The organism is Algoriphagus faecimaris, from assembly GCF_900101705.1.
Classification (GTDB): Bacteria; Bacteroidota; Bacteroidia; order Cytophagales; family Cyclobacteriaceae; genus Algoriphagus; species Algoriphagus faecimaris.
On record NZ_FNAC01000005.1, the window covers coordinates 20,816 to 37,527 of the forward strand.

14 protein-coding genes are annotated in these 16,712 nt (G+C 41.3%); 8 read left to right on the forward strand and 6 right to left on the reverse strand.

The window, feature by feature from the left end:
• Positions 1-253: 253 nt before the first annotated feature.
• Complete coding sequence (locus BLQ57_RS03710; protein WP_087938088.1) at positions 254-541, forward strand: hypothetical protein; 288 nt, start codon at positions 254-256, stop codon at positions 539-541.
• Between the two features lie 3 nt (positions 542-544).
• Here BLQ57_RS03710 and BLQ57_RS03715 read toward each other — a convergent pair whose 3' ends face one another.
• The 5 genes from BLQ57_RS03715 to bshA all read right to left on the reverse strand — a co-directional run bounded on the left by BLQ57_RS03715 (position 545) and on the right by bshA (position 6,557).
• On the reverse strand, positions 545-1,432 hold the full coding sequence (locus BLQ57_RS03715; protein ID WP_087938087.1) for a glycoside hydrolase family 16 protein: 888 nt from the start codon (positions 1,430-1,432) through the stop codon (positions 545-547).
• Between the two features lie 10 nt (positions 1,433-1,442).
• Positions 1,443-3,554: an outer membrane protein assembly factor BamB family protein gene (locus BLQ57_RS03720; protein ID WP_087938086.1), complete on the reverse strand. Its 2,112-nt coding sequence runs from the start codon at positions 3,552-3,554 to the stop codon at positions 1,443-1,445.
• A 146-nt stretch (positions 3,555-3,700) separates the two neighbouring features.
• A complete protein-coding gene (locus tag BLQ57_RS03725) occupies positions 3,701-4,531 on the reverse strand; it encodes a Rossmann-fold NAD(P)-binding domain-containing protein (RefSeq protein ID WP_087938085.1) in 831 nt (276 codons plus the stop codon).
• Positions 4,532-4,576: 45 nt separating this feature from the next.
• Entirely contained in the window at positions 4,577-5,200 is a 624-nt protein-coding gene (locus BLQ57_RS03730; RefSeq protein WP_087938084.1) for a sterol desaturase family protein, read from the reverse strand.
• 220 nt (positions 5,201-5,420) lie between these two features.
• Positions 5,421-6,557, reverse strand: coding sequence for an N-acetyl-alpha-D-glucosaminyl L-malate synthase BshA (gene bshA, locus BLQ57_RS03735; RefSeq protein WP_087938083.1), 1,137 nt, complete (start codon positions 6,555-6,557; stop codon positions 5,421-5,423).
• Positions 6,558-6,827: 270 nt separating this feature from the next.
• Between bshA and BLQ57_RS03740 the strand changes: the two genes are divergently transcribed.
• From BLQ57_RS03740 to BLQ57_RS03775, 7 genes are all read left to right on the forward strand, one after another.
• Positions 6,828-8,144, forward strand: coding sequence for a M24 family metallopeptidase (locus BLQ57_RS03740; protein ID WP_087938082.1), 1,317 nt, complete (start codon positions 6,828-6,830; stop codon positions 8,142-8,144).
• Between the two features lie 317 nt (positions 8,145-8,461).
• On the forward strand, positions 8,462-9,109 hold the full coding sequence (locus tag BLQ57_RS03745; protein ID WP_087938081.1) for a hypothetical protein: 648 nt from the start codon (positions 8,462-8,464) through the stop codon (positions 9,107-9,109).
• 1 nt (position 9,110) lies between these two features.
• Positions 9,111-9,971, forward strand: a complete 861-nt coding sequence (locus BLQ57_RS03750) for a CPBP family intramembrane glutamic endopeptidase (protein WP_169712702.1) — start codon at positions 9,111-9,113, stop codon at positions 9,969-9,971.
• A 400-nt stretch (positions 9,972-10,371) separates the two neighbouring features.
• Positions 10,372-10,581 carry a hypothetical protein gene (locus BLQ57_RS03755; protein WP_024284724.1) on the forward strand — a complete coding sequence of 70 codons (210 nt, stop codon included), beginning with the start codon at positions 10,372-10,374 and terminating at the stop codon, positions 10,579-10,581.
• A gap of 36 nt (positions 10,582-10,617) precedes the next feature.
• Positions 10,618-11,673: a BF3164 family lipoprotein gene (locus tag BLQ57_RS03760; protein WP_087938079.1), complete on the forward strand. Its 1,056-nt coding sequence runs from the start codon at positions 10,618-10,620 to the stop codon at positions 11,671-11,673.
• 355 nt (positions 11,674-12,028) lie between these two features.
• Positions 12,029-12,244, forward strand: a complete 216-nt coding sequence (locus BLQ57_RS03770) for a hypothetical protein (protein WP_026945168.1) — start codon at positions 12,029-12,031, stop codon at positions 12,242-12,244.
• Between the two features lie 73 nt (positions 12,245-12,317).
• Positions 12,318-13,466 carry a DUF4221 family protein gene (locus BLQ57_RS03775; protein WP_087938077.1) on the forward strand — a complete coding sequence of 383 codons (1,149 nt, stop codon included), beginning with the start codon at positions 12,318-12,320 and terminating at the stop codon, positions 13,464-13,466.
• Positions 13,467-13,639: 173 nt separating this feature from the next.
• On the opposite strand, the gene BLQ57_RS03780 is transcribed toward BLQ57_RS03775, so the two are convergent.
• Positions 13,640-16,600 (reverse strand): serine hydrolase domain-containing protein, encoded by a 2,961-nt coding sequence (locus BLQ57_RS03780; protein WP_087938076.1) that lies wholly within the window; start codon positions 16,598-16,600, stop codon positions 13,640-13,642.
• Positions 16,601-16,712: the final 112 nt, after the last annotated feature.

Here is a 16,712-nt window from a genome sequence, read left to right on the forward strand (position 1 = left end):
TTGCTTTTGCCACCCATCAAAAAATCTAATTCATTTATCGAAAATACTGGACTCCTCTTATTGTGACTCTCCGAATTTTTTTTGAATAAAACGGAAGGAAACAAATAGATAATAGATAATTAAGAATATAAGTTATGACTGGAAAGTAGATGAATTTCTAGTTATAAATAGGTCTTTTGTCGTATGTGGCTTTTGGTCTGTGAACTCTAAATTTGTTTATCTCTTGAATTTAGGATGAGAGAAATGAAAACGAATGGTAGATTTTGTCTTTGAACCTCAGCTGCTAAAACTGCTTGTCTTGCTCATTTTAGTTACCCTTTTGAGCTTGCATTTTTTACTTTTTCGGGAGTACGCTAGACAAGAAAAAGTGCAGCGGAAGCGATTATTGGATTTAGAAAAAATCGTCCAAACAGAAATTAAAAGGTCAGGAGATTTGCTTCAAAACAACTTGAGTCTATCAGAACTGAAAATCAAAACTCAGGAAAAACTCGACCTGATCAAACTTCAGCTAGGTGCACTTCATTCGCATCATAAAAAGTGAAATTTACAGATTGGTCTTCAATGGCTCGTAAGACATCCAATCTACTTCTAGTTCAAATCGATGTTTAGATTTTTCCAATGATTTGGGATTGGTCTCTACCGCCCAATTGTCGGTATGCCAAAAGTTCATCAAATATTTGCTGGGATGCTGGGGAATACCCCGCTTGCCCTGATAGTCCCAAAGCACCAAAGTGTCCCCTTTATGCGGATGAATCATCCACCATCGGATGCGATCAGGATACCAGTCAAATCCATAGGTGTGAAAATCTTTGGAAGCATCAAAATCCGGAATGGTTTCTATCATGAGAGGCTGATGCTGTTCTCGAGTTAAGTCTTCGCGAATTCCATTGGCATCTTCCCGATATTCATTGGCATAGATTAGTCCTTGTGCTAGATTGATAGTTCGACCGACCCGTTTCAAATTCCCACTTTTTCCAGTCCATGTACCGAGGTAAATTACTTGCGGGTCAGCGAGTAGCCATTCGAAGTCGATCTCACTTAATCCCAATTCTGAATCATTTGTATAGGTGAAATATCCTACCACTGCTCCTATGTTTGGCTGTCGAAAAGTAGCATCGGGAACTTTCAGCCGAGCTGCAAAGTGACCAAAGTGAACTTGTTTGTTGGAACTGATCTCTGGTCCCCGTCCAGGACCGGCGGGGTCCTTTGGGTCAAGTTTGAAAGATAATACAGAGGTACTTTTCTCTTTTTGAGAAGTAGTGCCTGAAGTCCATTTGAAATCGGCATCACTTCCACGAGAGACGTAGGTGAAATTTTCGAGTGTTCGAGAGTCAAAGTTCTCGACAAAGGGCTGATGAAATTCGCTGAACATCCAGATAGGCAAAATAAGGCTAAGAATCAGTAGAACGCTGGAAAGGAATAATTTGGTCATAGTTTATTTTTTAGTCAGGTAGGGCAAAGGCCACATAAGCATCTCCACTTTTTGTGCCTTTTCCGCCGCCACAAGCTATGACTAGGTATTGTTTTCCGTTTTGTTCATACACTGCAGGAGTAGCATGTCCAGCTGCGGGTAATTTTGCTTCCCAAAGTAAGGTACCGGTTTCTTTGTCAAAAGCTCTAATTTTCTCGTCTTTGGTAGCTGCTATGAAGAGCAGACCTCCTGCTGTTACAACTGGTCCACCGTAGTTTTCTGTTCCTGTATTTTTAAATCCTTGAGCTACCAAAGAATCGATTTCTCCCAATGGGACCTGCCATTTTTTCAAGCCCGTTTTCATATCCAAGGCAGTCAATAGTCCCCAAGGGGGATTGCTGCCATACAGCCCTCCATCAGTCAATAATTTTTTATAGCCATTCATATAGTATCGGGGACTGAGATCTGTAGCCTCTGACTCTAGCTCTTGTTTGTCTCCTTCGGTAGCTTTGCCCAGCAAGTAATCCACCAAGACCTGCCGAGTCTCTGCGGCTAGGTAGTCAAAGGCCGGCATAGCTCCTCGACCTTTCTGAAGGAGTAAGTCAAGTGAATCCGGAGTGTATTTCTCAGCAATATCCAAAAGTCCGGGAATGGCAGGTAGATTACCCTGTCGCTCCAGACCATGACAGTTTCCGCAGTAATTCGTATAGGCAGATTGCCCAACATTTTCAAATTCGGCATTGGGGGTCATTTCTATGAGCCAGGGGATTTGATTGGCATTGACAAAGAACGTTTGAGTTTCCGGATCAAAAGCGGCCCCTCCCCATTCAGCCCCACCATCCATTCCCGGGAAAAGTACGATGGGGTGTTCTGCATTGGGAGGAAGCCAGGTATCCCCATAAAGGGCGTTTTGTAATTGATCCCGAATAGCTGCTTCCCACTCAGGCTTGAGATTTAGAATATCTTTTTCTTCAAAGGTTAACTTCATAAATGGCTCTGGAAGGGTAGGGATGGGCTGGGTAGGACTTGTCAGCTCTCCGGGTAGGCTGCTTTGGGATACTTCTTTTTCCTCGATAGGCCAAATAGGCTCCCCTGTCTCTCTATCAAAGACATAAGTATATCCTTGCTTTGAAGGCTGGGCCACGGCATCGATCCATTTGCCTTCTTTTTGGATGCGTATCAGGGTAGGAGGGGATGGGAAATCTCGATCCCAGATATCATGATGTACTCCCTGAAAATGCCAGATTCGCTTGCCCGTTTTTGCATCTAAGGCTAGAAGGGAATTGGCAAAAAGATTGTCACCATGTCTGTAGCCACCCCAAAAGTCATAAGTGGCGGAACCTGTGGGGACAAATACAATCCCTCTCTGATAGTCTACTACCATACCCGCCCAATTGTTGGCACCGCCCATTTTCTGAATGTAGTCGGGATCCCAAGTTTCATAGCCCAGTTCTCCTTCTTGAGGGATCGTATGAAAGATCCACTCCAAGTTTCCAGTTTGAATATTGTAGGCCCGAATATGGCCGGGGGCAGCATCCAAGCCTTCGGAGAGCCGCATTCCTATAATTATAAAGTCCTCATAAACTACACCGGGAGCGTTAGCGACTATCAAAAAATCCTCCCGATCAGTTGCCAAGTTTTTTCGAAGATCTACTTTTCCCCCTTCACCAAAGTCAAGATTGGGTTTTCCGGTTTGGGCATCTACCGACATAAGCCAGTTACCGGCTCCAAAAAGAATGCGTTTTTCCTCCCCTTTTTCCCAGTAAGAGACACCTCTGTTGGTTCCAGCCCAAGAGTTTTCCCCACCTAGGATTTCAAAAGGGTCAAAGCGCCAAAGCTCCTCACCTGAAGCGGCATCAAGAGCGAAAACATTCAGTCGGGGTGTACTTCCATAGAGAACCCCGTCCTTGACTATGGGCTGACATTGAATCTGAGAGCGTTCTGTAGCATCTCCAGTTTGATAGACCCAGGCTACTTGGAGCTGATTCACATTTTCACGGGTGATTTCGGTAAGTGCAGAATATCGACTTCCGTCCTCAGGACCGCCATAATGAGACCAATCCCTGTAGTCGATCTTTTGTTTTTCGCTTTGGCACGCAAAGACAGCTAAGAAAAAGAGGAAAGTAATTGGAGGTCGATTCATAGAATTATACTAATTCAAAACGGGGGATAATTTCGGCTGAGCTTGTCTTTTTGGTAAGTGTCAAACCGAGCATAATTTCGGAATTTTATTTCAAGTCTACTCATTCTACTCCATTTATCGAGCACAGGACCAGGAGGGTCTCTACTCTACTCTTTCGCGGCATATGGAAAATCCAAGGGATTGGGATAAAGGAATTCAAATCCTGCTTGGATTATTTTTTCTCCTGAGACGATTCGCTGTCCCTGATCGGATTCACTTTGATAGCTTTTTGGTGGAGCAATTTTCAATTCTCGAGCATTTTTTTCGTAGACCTCTTTGCGCAAAGGATGCATTGGGGCCACTCCGTTGAATGTTTGTCCCCAGAGTTCTTTATGGATGATAAATTGCATCGAGCGGACGGCATCAGTTTGATGAATGAAATTGACACGCGTATGGCCGACCACGTTCTCCTTTCCTGAAAAATATTTTCCAGGGATTCGATCCTGACCCAATAAGCCTCCAAATCTAAGGATACAGAGCTCTTGCGAAAGCTGTTCTTTAAGGTAATTTTCAGCTTTCCATAAGTTAGGATTTCCAGAATCAGTAGAATTAATTTCCTCCTGCTCGGTATAAGGAAAGCTGCGGAGCTTTTCAGGATAAACACCCGTTGAGCTGACGTAAAGTACTTTTTGGATGGGCGAATTAGAAATAAGCTCTTTCAGAAATTTCAATTGCTCGAGGTATTTCTCTCCTCCATCCTGCCTGCTGCGTGGCGGAATATTTACCACAAGTATTTCAGCTTGAAAAAGTGCATGAAACCCAGTACCCTGAGGATGTGGGTCCAATGAAAACTGTATGCTTCGAATACCCTCTGACTGAATTTTTTCTGCTTTTACTTCTGAGGTCGTGCTGCCAATGACTTCATATTTTTGCTCCTGAAGGGCTTTTGCCAAAGGTAAGCCTATCCAGCCCAGACCTATTATTGAGATATTTTTCATAGACCTAAAAATAAAAAAACCTCTCGGTAAGGAGAGGTTAAAGTTTTATTCTTTTTTAGGCATCGTACCTAAGATAATATCCCAGAGTGGAGTACTCACCCCAAAGGCTACATCAGGATCTTTGTAATGGTGGATGGCATGATTCACCCAGAGGACTTTTAGGAAATTTTTGGGAGGGTTAAAAGCATGCACAATGTAATGTACTCCCAAGTAACTGGCATAACCGATCAAGAATCCAGGAAGGAAATAAAAGGCAAAATCTCCCATGATCAATTTGAAAACCAAATAAGCGATAACTGCATAGGCTGCGCTGACAAAAGGAGGCATTGCCAACCTGTCTTTATCTTTGGGATAGTCATGATGAACCCCATGAACGGAATATTGCAATTTATCCTTAGTCGGAGTATTGGGTTCCATGTGGAAGAAGTATTTGTGCATCATGTATTCCACAAATGTGAAAAAGATGTATCCTGCAAAAATCACTAGAAGTCCGGTACCCAAGGGTATAGCGGTGTCCAAAGCATAAAAAAAGGATACGATGGATAAAATCCCAAACATGGAGATGGGAATGCTGATGTGGGTCCTTGATAAGCGCTCTAATATCGGGTTGTCGAACATCCTAACTGAACCAAAATTGTCGGGTCTTTCGAGTCTTCCAATCTTTTTCATTTTTCTTACGGTAAATTATTTCCTATAAATAGTTGGCTCTTACAATATGTCGCAAAAATAACCCTTTAAGAATTAAACAGCGGGTGATTTTTGTCATTTAATTTCATGTGTCTATAATTGTATTTTAAAGGTCACCCCGAATAGTCGGGGCAGGCTATGGAATCTCGCATGGTTGATAGTCATACCAGTGTGTGACGGCTACGTCATGCTCGATTTCATCCTAAAAAGCTGCTAATGCTTTTTCAATCGTTTTTTGATAATAATCCACATATCGGGGTAGTATTTGGGAAATATCAAACTCCTTTGCCCTTGCTAAAGCATTGGTTTTGAAAGTAGCTAGGTTTTCCTCAGAAAGTATTTTAAGTGCTTTCTCTTTCATATCTTGAATATCACCCACCTCACATACATGCCCTGTCACTCCATCAATATTTAGTTCGGGTATACCTCCTGCATTAGAGGTCAAAATTGGTACTTCACAGGCCATCGCCTCCAATGCCGCTAGACCGAAGCTTTCCTTTTCCGAAGGCATCAGGAATAAATCTGCTACAGAAAGTACTTCTTCTACCGCATCTAGCTTACCCAAAAACCGTATATCATCACAAGTACCCAATTCTCTACAGAGTCTTTCCATCTTGTCTCTTTCGGGACCATCACCGACCAATAGCAGTTTGGCGGGGATTTCTTTTCGTACTTCGTAGAAGACCCGAACTACGTCTTCAACGCGTTTTACCTTCCTAAAGTTTGAGGTGTGGACAAGCAGTTTTTCATTATTCGGGCAAATGGCCATCTTGAAGTGCTCTTTCTTCTGCTTTTTGAACCGACTTAAATCGATAAAATTCGGGATGACTTCTATTTCCCGCTGAATATCAAAATACTTAAATGTTTCTTTTCTAAGGTCTTCGGAGACGGCCGTGACACCATCGGATTTATTGATACTGAAGGTGACCACGGGCTCATAGCTTGGGTCTTTACCTACCAAAGTGATATCTGTTCCGTGGAGCGTAGTGACCACAGGAATATGAATGCCCTGATCTTTGAGAATTTGCTTGGCCATGTACGCGGCAGAAGCGTGAGGTATGGCATAGTGAACATGCAAAAGGTCCAAATGCTCATATTTCACCACCGAAACCATTTTGCTAGCTAAGGCCAATTCATAAGGTGCATGCTCAAATAACGGATAGCTTTTGATATCTACCTCATGGTAGTAAAGGTTTTCACTGAAAAAATCGAGGCGAGAAGGCTGACTGTAGGTGATAAAATGAATTTCATGACCCACCTTGGCCAAGCCTTTTCCTAATTCTGTCGCCACTACCCCGCTCCCACCAAAGGTAGGATAACATACAATTCCAATTTTCATAGCTCTGATTTCTGCCTATTTTGGCTAATCTGACTTTAAACACGCATTCACTATACTTTTGTTCAAAATAAGGATAATTTATGCATATCGCTTAAGAGTGTTTCTTTTAGTTAAGTAAATATAAACTGATTATCAATATTTTGGGCTTGGTATTAAAGACATTTCAAAAGAAAAATGAATTTATTTCTTTAGATTTTGAGCGAAAAAGATCGCCTGTAAGCCAATAAAATGGAATTGGAAAAATATTAACTCTCAAATAAAAACTAAAACATGAAACGAATTTTACCCATTTTGCTGCTACTCTTTGCCTTTAGTCTTTCCTGTTCGCCCCCTGTGCAAGAGACACCCAAGCCTGCGGCTGACTGGTCGGACAATCCCTGGCCAGAAATCAGAAAGGAGCGTATCAATCGACTACTTCCTGAAGCCATGCGTGCTGCTCGGGTAGATTGCTGGCTAGTCATTTGTCGGGAAAATCATAATGACCCCATCGCCTCCCATATTGGAGGAGAAAATGCAGGAGGGACAGCTGTTTTTTTATTTTATCTCGATGAAGAAGGCTTTCATTCTTTGGTTTTTTCTCCGGATGGAGAAGCCACGGCATTAGACGAGCTCGATATTCATGAAGAAGTTAGAAGGGTAGAAAGAGGGGTTTCTACCTTGGAAGAAGCGGCAGCATTTATCCGTGGGAAAAATTTTGAAAGCATCGCCGTTAATAGCTCGGAGTCCAATGCCTTAGCCGATGGGCTATCGTACAGTCAGCGACTGCAGTTGGAGGAGGTCTTGGGAGATGAGGCAAGAAAATTAATTTCCTCTACCGATTTGGTCTACGAATGGCTTTCCATTAAGCTACCCGCAGAAGTCGAGATTATGCGTCAGGCGGCGCAATTGGCTTCCGACTTTCAATATGAGGCCTATGCGATGATTGAGCCGGGGAAGACGACGGATGCGGAGGTAGCAAAGTTTTTGAAAGCAAAAATGGCCGAATATGGCGTGAAGGATGCTTGGCATCCGGACCAAAACCCCAATGTGAATTCTGGGCCTGATCGAGGACATTCCCATGCGACGGATAAGGTGATCATGCCAGGCGATGTGATTCAGATCGATTTTGGGGTGAAGCTTTATGATATTTGGGTGAGCGATATACAGCGCTTTGCCTATGTGCTGAAAGAAGGAGAAAACGAAGCGCCAGCCGATATCCAACAGCACTGGCAGCATGGAAAGGCGGGTTCGCGGGTAGCCTTGGCAGCGATGAAGCCTGGAGTGAAAGGAGTGGAAGTAGACCGCGCTCAGCGAGTACTTATGGAAGCGGCCGGTTCAGAATATGTCATGTGGAGTACAGGCCATCCAGTCGGTTATGTAGCTCATGATGTAGGGCCTAATTTAGGAGGGGCTCAAAGTCCATCGATCCGACCCGCTGCTCAAAAGGAACTAAAAAAGGGAATGGTCTTCGCATTTGATGGGTTTCATGCCTGGAAGCGGGCGGATGGCACGACCAAGACCATTTCTGTGGAGGAGATGGCCGTGGTTACCGAAAATGGTGCCGAGTATTTGATCCAACCACAGGAAGAGTTGATTTTGGTGAAGTAGATTTTAGCCAAACCTTTGAGTCCGCCGCGGCGGACTCAAAGGTTTAAAAGAGGATTAAAATCTCTAAGGTTTATAAACCCCAAAGGTTTACAAAGACCTAGCAAATGTTCAAAAATTTAGCAGTGAATTGGGTAGTGGGAATTCAAATGGAAGTTCAAACCGCATTCAGAAAAGACCTTAATTAGCAATTTTAGAATCTTTTCATAAAATATTTTTAGTAAACTCTTGACTTTTTTATGGGCGGACAGTATATTTAGTTCAGCTTTTCGGGCCTGAGAGCTTTTTAATCAATTTGTTTTACTTAAAATTTTATTGAAATGAAAAAGGCGTTCCTTTATTTCTGCGGGCTACTTATGCTTGCCTGCGTTCCTGAAAATGAACCAAGTGTCTTAGAAGATGCCTTGGAAGAAGCTTTAAAAACTCCGAATAATGGAGTAGTAACTTTTGGAGAAAAAACTTACATCTTCAATCAAGATTCCAATCAGACCATAAGTAAGTTTGTTAAGTCTTCCAAAGCTTATGATTTCACTATTTCACCGGAATCTATGCCAATTGATGTAAATTCTACTTTGGAAAATTATAGAACTTCAGGAGAATCTTTTTTGATTGAAAACGAGGAAACTGGAGAATTTATTCGCTTAGTAAATATTCAAGAAGTTTCAGCCAATGAGATTTCTTTTGATGTAGAGGCGAGTAATGGAGTAAATTTGGAAGGGTTCAATTTGCAATTGAATAACATTTCATCTGAAAACTCTAACTTACGAACGACTACTTGCTGGTGGTGTATAGCACTTCCTGTGCTTAAGCTCGCAGAGGCTATCATTGATTCTCTTGGACCAAATATTGATAGTAATTGTGAGCTTGCTATTACTACCTGTGCGAGTACTGGTGGAATTCCAGAGGTAGAATTAACGGATGATTGGTTTGGAAAATCTTGTTCTGTTGAATGTAAGATACCTTCCTAGGATGAAAAAGAATTGGTTAATTGTCAGTGGAAGTGCTTTACTTTCACTGGCAATTCTTTATTTGATTATTTTTAAAGTAATGCCACCGCTGGATCGAAGCCAGCCTGGCAGTTTTACAAATTTTTATTTTGTGACATTTATTCTTCCTGTTTTAGTAGCACCGATTTTGGAAGAGATTCGGTTTAGAGGGTTTCTGACAAATAATAAAGTGCTTCAAGCGCTCTTCCTTTTTCTTACACCCTTGGGCTTGATTCTATCCGGCTGGAATACATTCATTTTTTTCCTAATGGTGATGGTATACAGTCTTTTTTTTATTTATAAATACTTAGGTCACAATTGGATTTTGGACATACTTATCATTGTTTCTGCTCTTTATTTCAGTACTCATCATTTGTCCTTAGAAGCAAGCTTAACTAGATCTTGGCTTCCTTTTTTAGCCATTTCTTTTTCCTTAGGCCTCATACTTAGTTGGCTGATTATCAATAAATCCATTTGGTGGGCCATGTTATTTCATGGGGCATGGAATCTATTAATGGCTATTATTATTTTGTTGAGTCTTCAATTTGTTTCGGATGATTTACACATCGTGGAAGGTGATGGTTTCAAGCTTGAATGGAAGAGAGTGCCTTTTTTAGAATCAAATGTGAGCTCCTACAGCCCAGAAGGGGACGAGTTGCAGATTACCAATATGAATCTTCAGGATATTCTTGGGATCGTGAACCCAAGTTTATTGGATTCTTTTGCTATTTCGGAGCCATTTATGAAGTATGAAATAAAACTGGAATCTGAAGGAGGATACGATGTGATGAAAGTGAATTTAATTAAGGCGCTTGAATCGGACTCGCTTCTTGTAAGGAGATAAAGAGATAGCAAATCACTCGTAGTTTTTTCGGTTTTGTAGAAACTTTTAACGCTACAAGAACTCAAGTTCAAAACCGGATCAGACTTTTCGATTGCACCGCAACATATTCGAAGATTAAAAATATCGAAATAAACCTTCAGGGTTTCTAAAACCCCAAAGGTTTAGCGCAGCCGCCAAATGTTCAGCAATTTGGCCAAAAGCCAGGAATTTGGAAGTTGAGTAAAGGATCAAACCGTATCCTGAAGGGAATTTAACTAGCAACTTGAGGCTGTTTTAAAAAAAATAGAAAAAAATATTAGTAAGCTCTTGATTTTTTCATGGGGGGGGCACTACTTTTAGTTCAAGTTTTCGGCGCTGAGAGCTTTTTTAATCAATCGTTTAATTTTAAATCTCTTTAAAAATGAAAAATTTCATCAAAAGTATTTGTATTGGATTGCTTTTCCTTCCTATGGTCATGTCTCAAAAGTCAATGGCAGAACCTACTGTTATTTGTTGTGTTGAAAATCCTTGGCGAGACTGTGCCGTCGTTGTTTATCTTGACTCTGATAGTAACCCAATCAATGTCAATGTAGCAAAAGGAACCGAAGTTCGCTGTCCATCTTACATGTAACCTGATCTTTTATTTAGCTTGTTTTCTTTACCGATCATGAAAAATAGTCTTCTTTTCTCTTTTGTAGTTTTAATTTCACTATTTGTTTCTTGCAGTAAAAAAGTCGAATTGACAGATCCTTTGGAGGAGTTTGACCGGTCAAGAAAACTGAATGCTATACCCTTATCCTCCGCCGATTCACTGTTCCGGGCATGGAACATGTATTTGGTGGAGGATAAATTATTGATTAATGACGATGGTTTGGATTATATCTATCGATTGATCGATCCTGTCGAAGATAGATACTTGGGGAAGTTTGGCCGCTCAGGTCAGGGTCCCTGCGAACTAAGTGCTTCTGTATTTTTGAACAGATACGGAAGTGAAGGGGAGAATATGGGAATATTTGATGCGTCGCAAATCCGATTTCTGAGCTTTACAGTCTCCTCTCTTGAAGACTCAACAGAAACAGCTGATTGTGAACCTTATTTGTTTCCAATTAACGGTCTTTTAAGACAGTTTGTGAAGCTCGATTCAGTTAATTTTTTAGGGTCGACTTTTTTTGAGCAACCCTATAATTTATTTAGAAAAGCTGAAAATGTTCAGTCTTTGGGCGCATATCCCTTTGAAGCTGATTTTCCTGGTGTTCCTGATATTAATTTAGCTTTGGCTTATCAGTTTGCTTTTTTTAAGAACCCAAAGAGTCCCAAAACTTTAAGCACTTCTTCTTACTCTTTTAATATGGATGTACTACAACTGAATAAAAATGGGGAATTAGATCTATCAGCATCACGACATTATTGGCCTACGTTATTTGATCCATCGGAAAACTCCGCAAGGGTTTCTTCCACCATTCTCCCCGATGCAGTATTTGGAAATATCAGTACCGCAGTCTCTGTGGATAAAATCTACGTACTTTACAATGACTTACCTTGGAATAACGAACAATTTCAAACGAGTAAGCGGATTCTTGTTTATGACTGGGATTTGAATCCCATTGAAATTCTGGAATTAGATCAAGAGGTCAGCCGTATTGCCGTACATGAAGGTGATAACTACCTGGTGGGATATGTCGATGATGGAAAGGCTAATCTTTTCAGGTTTGATTTGAGATAAAAGTCTGGATATAAAGCTTTCGGGCTCAAAGATTAAACCAAACCTTTGAGGTCTTTTTTGACCTCGAAGGTTTTTTAAAAGAAAAGAAACCTTCAGTGTTTCTAAAACCCCAAAGGTTTAGCGCAGCCGCCAAATGTTCAGCAATTTGGCCAAAAGCCAGGAATTTGGAAGTTGAGTAAAGGATCAAACCGTATCCTGAAGGGAATTTAACTAGCAACTTGAGGCTGTTTTAAAAAAAATAGAAAAAAATATTAGTAAGCTCTTGACTTTTTCATGGGGGGGGCACTACTTTTAGTTCAAGTTTTCAGCGCTGAGAGCTTTTTAATAAATCGTTTAACTTTAAATCTTTGAAAAAATGAAAAACTTCATTAAAAAACTTATTGCCAGCTCTTTTATGATTCTTTTTTTAGGTGCTTTGGCAAGTACATCGATGGCTCAGAACAATGTTAAACTGTGTAGCTGGTCCGAAGAGGTTCAGTTTTGTTTAATGTCAGCCCCAGACGGTTATTGTGCTTATGGAGGTGCTGATTGTTCTACAACCTATCCTGTAGTTGAAGAATCAGGACTTTAATTCTATAATTTCTCAATCAGGTCTTGTTTGAAAGATTAAACGAGGCCTGATTTTCTTTGAATCGTAATAGTCAATGAAAAAAAAGTTATTATTCCTTCTAGCTTTAGGACACTTTTCTTGTTCTGAAATTAAAACAGCTTCTGATAATCCCTTAGATTATATTACTGATACGACCTCAATCTCCATTGACTTAAAAGTTGATCCTTACACAAGAACATTGCAGTATTTAGATGGAGATTTATATTGGTGGAATGCCAACCGTCAAACTATTTCAATCTTCGATCTTTCTAAGAAAACTATAAAGAAATCAATAAAATTAGAGCAGGAAGGTCCAAATGGACTGGGAATGCCTCTTGGGTTCTTTGTTGTCAATAATGACAGTATTTATATTCCTACCATGGCATATCAATTTGCATTGATAAACGGAGAAGGAAGAAAGCTTAGTCAATATGATTATTTCAATGATTCAAAGCTAGGTGGAGTTTTTGTTTCCATGACTAGGTTCTCGAATACTGTACAAGCAGATGGAAATGGTGAGTATTTCTTTCTAATGGGGGACTTAAAAAACATTTTACCTTCTGAGTTGAATGAAGAAGCACTAAAGAATTATCCGCCAATTTTCTCGTTTAATCAGAAAAAAGAAGAGTTTGATTATTTAGAATTTAAAGCCCCAAAATCCCTTTTGAGATTTAATAACTCAATAGATTTTGGTTTAGCTGCCACTTCTAATTCCCTACTTCTTATAAATGATCAGAGTAATACTTTATTTGAAATTGATTTTAATGGGTTTGACTACAAAGAATTTACCTTGAAATCTGATCTGATTCAGAATTTTTCCAACGAGTATTGGAATGCTCCTAGAATGTCTCAATCACCCTCTGAAAATATCAACCTTTTGTATAAGAGCTCAATAAACTTAGGTGTAGTATTTGATCCTTATAATAATCTTTTATTTCGCTTTGGATGGCCTGGAGAGGATATTTCAAACGATGAAGATGCTATGAAATTCGGATATACACCTAGATATTTCATCATTAGTATTTATGATGGAAAAGACTACACTTTGATAAAAGAGCTTACTCTTCCTAGAAACACATATTTAAGCCATCATTATTTTATTAATGAAAAAGGCTTGAATTTATTTCCGATGCATCCCGATAATCCTTCTTTTGAAGAAGATAAACTGGTATTTCACACCTTCAATTTTGCTAGTTTGAGATAGTTGAATTAAAACTTATAAAACCCATAATTGGATATTTCTCACTCTCCTGCTTCTCCAGAAGCAGCACAAGGAAAAAAATGACAAAAACCCCAAAGATTAATTTCCATGAATCATAAGGATAGATTCTTGAGGGAAGTTGAACCGAACAAATGATAGGAAAAAAATTAGTGCTCCTAACTGTTCTTATTAGCCAAGGCCTGATATATAATATCGTGAATATCCGTCCTTATACCTTCTTTCAATAATCTGGTATTCTCAGCTTCTGGATACACCCGATTGGATAGAAAAACATAAATCAAGTTGTTTTCAGGATCTGCCCATACGCAGGTTCCCGTGAATCCAGTATGCCCAAAGGTGGATTTTGGGGCTAAATCTCCAGCAGAACCTCCTTTTCCCTCCTCTGGTTCGGGCTTGTCCCATCCCCAGCCTCTTCGGCTTTGGGTAGATTGTCGCTGAGTAAATGCCGCCACCGTGGCAGGTTTGATCAGAGAGAGATCTCCATAATACCCTTGGTTGAGCATGAGCTGCATCATGACAGCCAAGTCATTTGCTTTGCCAAAAAGTCCCGCATGTCCAGCTACGCCTCCGTACATGGCTGCGCCAGGATCATGAACATAGCCCCGGACTTGCCTTTTTCTAAATGCAACATCATTTTCTGTCGGGGCGATGTTTTCCAGAGGCATCTTCTCTGCAGGGTTAAAGGTCAACGTATGTAGACCCAAAGGCTGATAAAAGTTTTGGTCCAAAAACTCATTCAGCGGTTGATTGACAATGCGCTCTACCACAGCCTGCATAAAATACATGGTCAGATCGGAGTAGACATAGCGATTTCTACCTGCTGACTTGGGAAGTAGCTCAGACTTTACCGTCCAGTGCCAAATACTGTCCCGTAGATGATCGGTAGAGTACATGTCATTGGAGACGGGGCTGCTGAATCCCGGTTCTGGCGCTGGCTTATAATAATCTCCTCGCCATTGTCCCCGCTCTACGGTATTGACGTAGTGTGGAATAAATGCCTTCAATCCTGCCTCGTGGGCCATGACATCCTTGAGCTGGAGATTCGCTTTATTACTTCCTTTAAGTTCGGGAAGATAATCTCCCAACGTTTTGTTCATGTCTAATTCACCTCGACTTTGCAAAAACATCACCGCTTGAGTTGTGGCGAGGACCTTGGTGATGGATGCCAGATCATAAACGGTCTCGGAATTCACCTTCGGACTGTTCCGGTACTCTAATTGTCCGTAGGACCGCTCAAAAATCACTTTTCCATCTTTGACGACCAATACATTTGCTCCGGGTGTAGCCTGGATTCGAATGGCTTTTTCGGCGATTTCATCGATTTGATCAAGAATTTTACTATCCATTCCCACACTTTCGGGAGTGCCGTAGGTAAGTCTATTCATCCCTTGTAGAAATCCCCCCACGCCATAGCTAAATTGATGACTTACGGATACAGGTAGGATCCCTTGAGCTGGCCGACCACCAAACAGGACTTGGGGGCTTATTTTCTGAGTGAGCTCATTGTTTTCAAAGGCGAATACCACATTCTCAAGACCTTCAAAAAACTGTGAAGCGTAGGCATTTCCAAAAAGGACGGTGACTACCTTTTGTCTTTTTTGGAGGGTTTTTAGTAATGAAATGTCTCCTGGTGCTATTCCAAAAGCTCTTCTTGGACTATTGGTCACCCCCATAAAGCCTACGACTACCACATCGTAGTCTTCCAGCTTTTTCATCAGGTTGTAATGTGCGGATTCGCTGGATGCTTTTTCGATTTCGAAATGATCAAATTGGGTGTATTTGCTTAAGTATTTTTGAAATTCTTTTCCATCTCCTCCCAGGCTGAGGCTGGCAAAACGCTTCATATCCAATTTTTTAAATGGAATGACATCGTCCTTGTTTGCGGCGACGGTGATGGCATTGGCATAAAGTCGCTCTCGGATTTCCTCCGTTTTCGGGGTGTTGAGGCGATCCAATAATCCTGAGGTATTGATGGGGCGGTATTTGTGGAGTCCTGCCTGGTATTTTGCCCTGAGAATTTTCTTAATTTTTCGTTCGACTTCTTTTTCAGAGATTTTTCCGGAGGCCATGGCTTCTTTAATGAGGGCTTTGGCTTTGGGTACGTTTTGAGAATAGAGGAGCACATCATTTCCTGCTAAGAGTGCTTTCAGATCGACCTCTCCCGGGCTGCTGGATTGCAAGACCCCCCGCATATTCAATGCATCGGTAAAAACCAGCCCTTGGAAATTCATTTGATTTTGAAGTAAATCAGTGACTACCTTTTTGCTCAAGCTTGTGGGCGTATTTCCGGAATTATCCAAGGATGGAATATTGAGATGAGCCACCATGACGGATTTGAGGTTTTCTTTGAAGAGCTCCTGATAGGGATAGAGATCAATGTCCCAAATTCTATTTTCAGGATGCTTGATTACAGGTAGGTCGTAGTGACTGTCAGCTTCGGTATCGCCATGTCCAGGGAAATGCTTGGCATTGGCGATTACGCCATTGTCTTGAAGCCCTTTCATGTATGCCACAGCGCGCTGCGCTACCGCTTGTTTGTTTTCACCAAAAGCCCGGTAGCCAATGACTGGATTATTGGGATTGGAGTTCACGTCTACCACCGGCGCGAAGTTGATGTGCATTCCCAATTCCTTGAATTGTCGGGCCATCTCTGCCCCCATGTCATAAATCAAGTCTGTATTTTGGATGGCGCCAAGGGTCATGGCTTTCGGAAAATCCGGAATGGAATCCAAGCGCATACTCAAACCCCATTCAGCGTCCATGGCGATGAAAAGCGGAGTTTTGGATTGTGCCTGGTAGTAATTGGTCAGTCGTGCCTGCCTATCGGGGCCGCCCTGAAAGAAAATCAAACCTCCCAGATTTTCATTTCTAACCAAAGTGCTGATTTCATTGACATGTGCTTGGTCCTTATTGGAATAGGCGGCGACCATAAAAAGCTGTCCCAAACGATCCTCAGGGCTTAGACTTTGATAGACAGAGTCTACCCAGTTGAGCTGGGCTATAGGATCGGTGGCGATTAGGGGATCTTCCACCAATAGGGCCTTGTCCATTTTGCCTGAAGTGAAAAATAAAGCGATCAAGCAAATGCCTAAACCTCTCCAAAGCGTGTAATGCATATTCGAGATAATTTTTAATCCTTAACTTTTGAGATAAATTTGTGATGCAGACCTTTGAACGTCACGATGTTCATTTAGGTATGAATTCCCTTACAGCCTTTTCAATCCTTGG

Excerpts from the sequence above, each read along its gene's own strand:
- BLQ57_RS03710 (WP_087938088.1), top strand. The coding sequence starts at position 254 with ATGGTAGATTTTGTCTTTGAACCTCAGCTGCTAAAACTGCTTGTCTTG.
- BLQ57_RS03715 (WP_087938087.1), bottom strand. The coding sequence starts at position 1,432 with ATGACCAAATTATTCCTTTCCAGCGTTCTACTGATTCTTAGCCTTATT.
- BLQ57_RS03720 (WP_087938086.1), bottom strand. The coding sequence starts at position 3,554 with ATGAATCGACCTCCAATTACTTTCCTCTTTTTCTTAGCTGTCTTTGCG.
- BLQ57_RS03725 (WP_087938085.1), bottom strand. The coding sequence starts at position 4,531 with ATGAAAAATATCTCAATAATAGGTCTGGGCTGGATAGGCTTACCTTTG.
- BLQ57_RS03730 (WP_087938084.1), bottom strand. The coding sequence starts at position 5,200 with ATGAAAAAGATTGGAAGACTCGAAAGACCCGACAATTTTGGTTCAGTT.
- bshA (WP_087938083.1), bottom strand. The coding sequence starts at position 6,557 with ATGAAAATTGGAATTGTATGTTATCCTACCTTTGGTGGGAGCGGGGTA.
- BLQ57_RS03740 (WP_087938082.1), top strand. The coding sequence starts at position 6,828 with ATGAAACGAATTTTACCCATTTTGCTGCTACTCTTTGCCTTTAGTCTT.
- BLQ57_RS03745 (WP_087938081.1), top strand. The coding sequence starts at position 8,462 with ATGAAAAAGGCGTTCCTTTATTTCTGCGGGCTACTTATGCTTGCCTGC.
- BLQ57_RS03750 (WP_169712702.1), top strand. The coding sequence starts at position 9,111 with ATGAAAAAGAATTGGTTAATTGTCAGTGGAAGTGCTTTACTTTCACTG.
- BLQ57_RS03755 (WP_024284724.1), top strand. The coding sequence starts at position 10,372 with ATGAAAAATTTCATCAAAAGTATTTGTATTGGATTGCTTTTCCTTCCT.
- BLQ57_RS03760 (WP_087938079.1), top strand. The coding sequence starts at position 10,618 with ATGAAAAATAGTCTTCTTTTCTCTTTTGTAGTTTTAATTTCACTATTT.
- BLQ57_RS03770 (WP_026945168.1), top strand. The coding sequence starts at position 12,029 with ATGAAAAACTTCATTAAAAAACTTATTGCCAGCTCTTTTATGATTCTT.
- BLQ57_RS03775 (WP_087938077.1), top strand. The coding sequence starts at position 12,318 with ATGAAAAAAAAGTTATTATTCCTTCTAGCTTTAGGACACTTTTCTTGT.
- BLQ57_RS03780 (WP_087938076.1), bottom strand. The coding sequence starts at position 16,600 with ATGCATTACACGCTTTGGAGAGGTTTAGGCATTTGCTTGATCGCTTTA.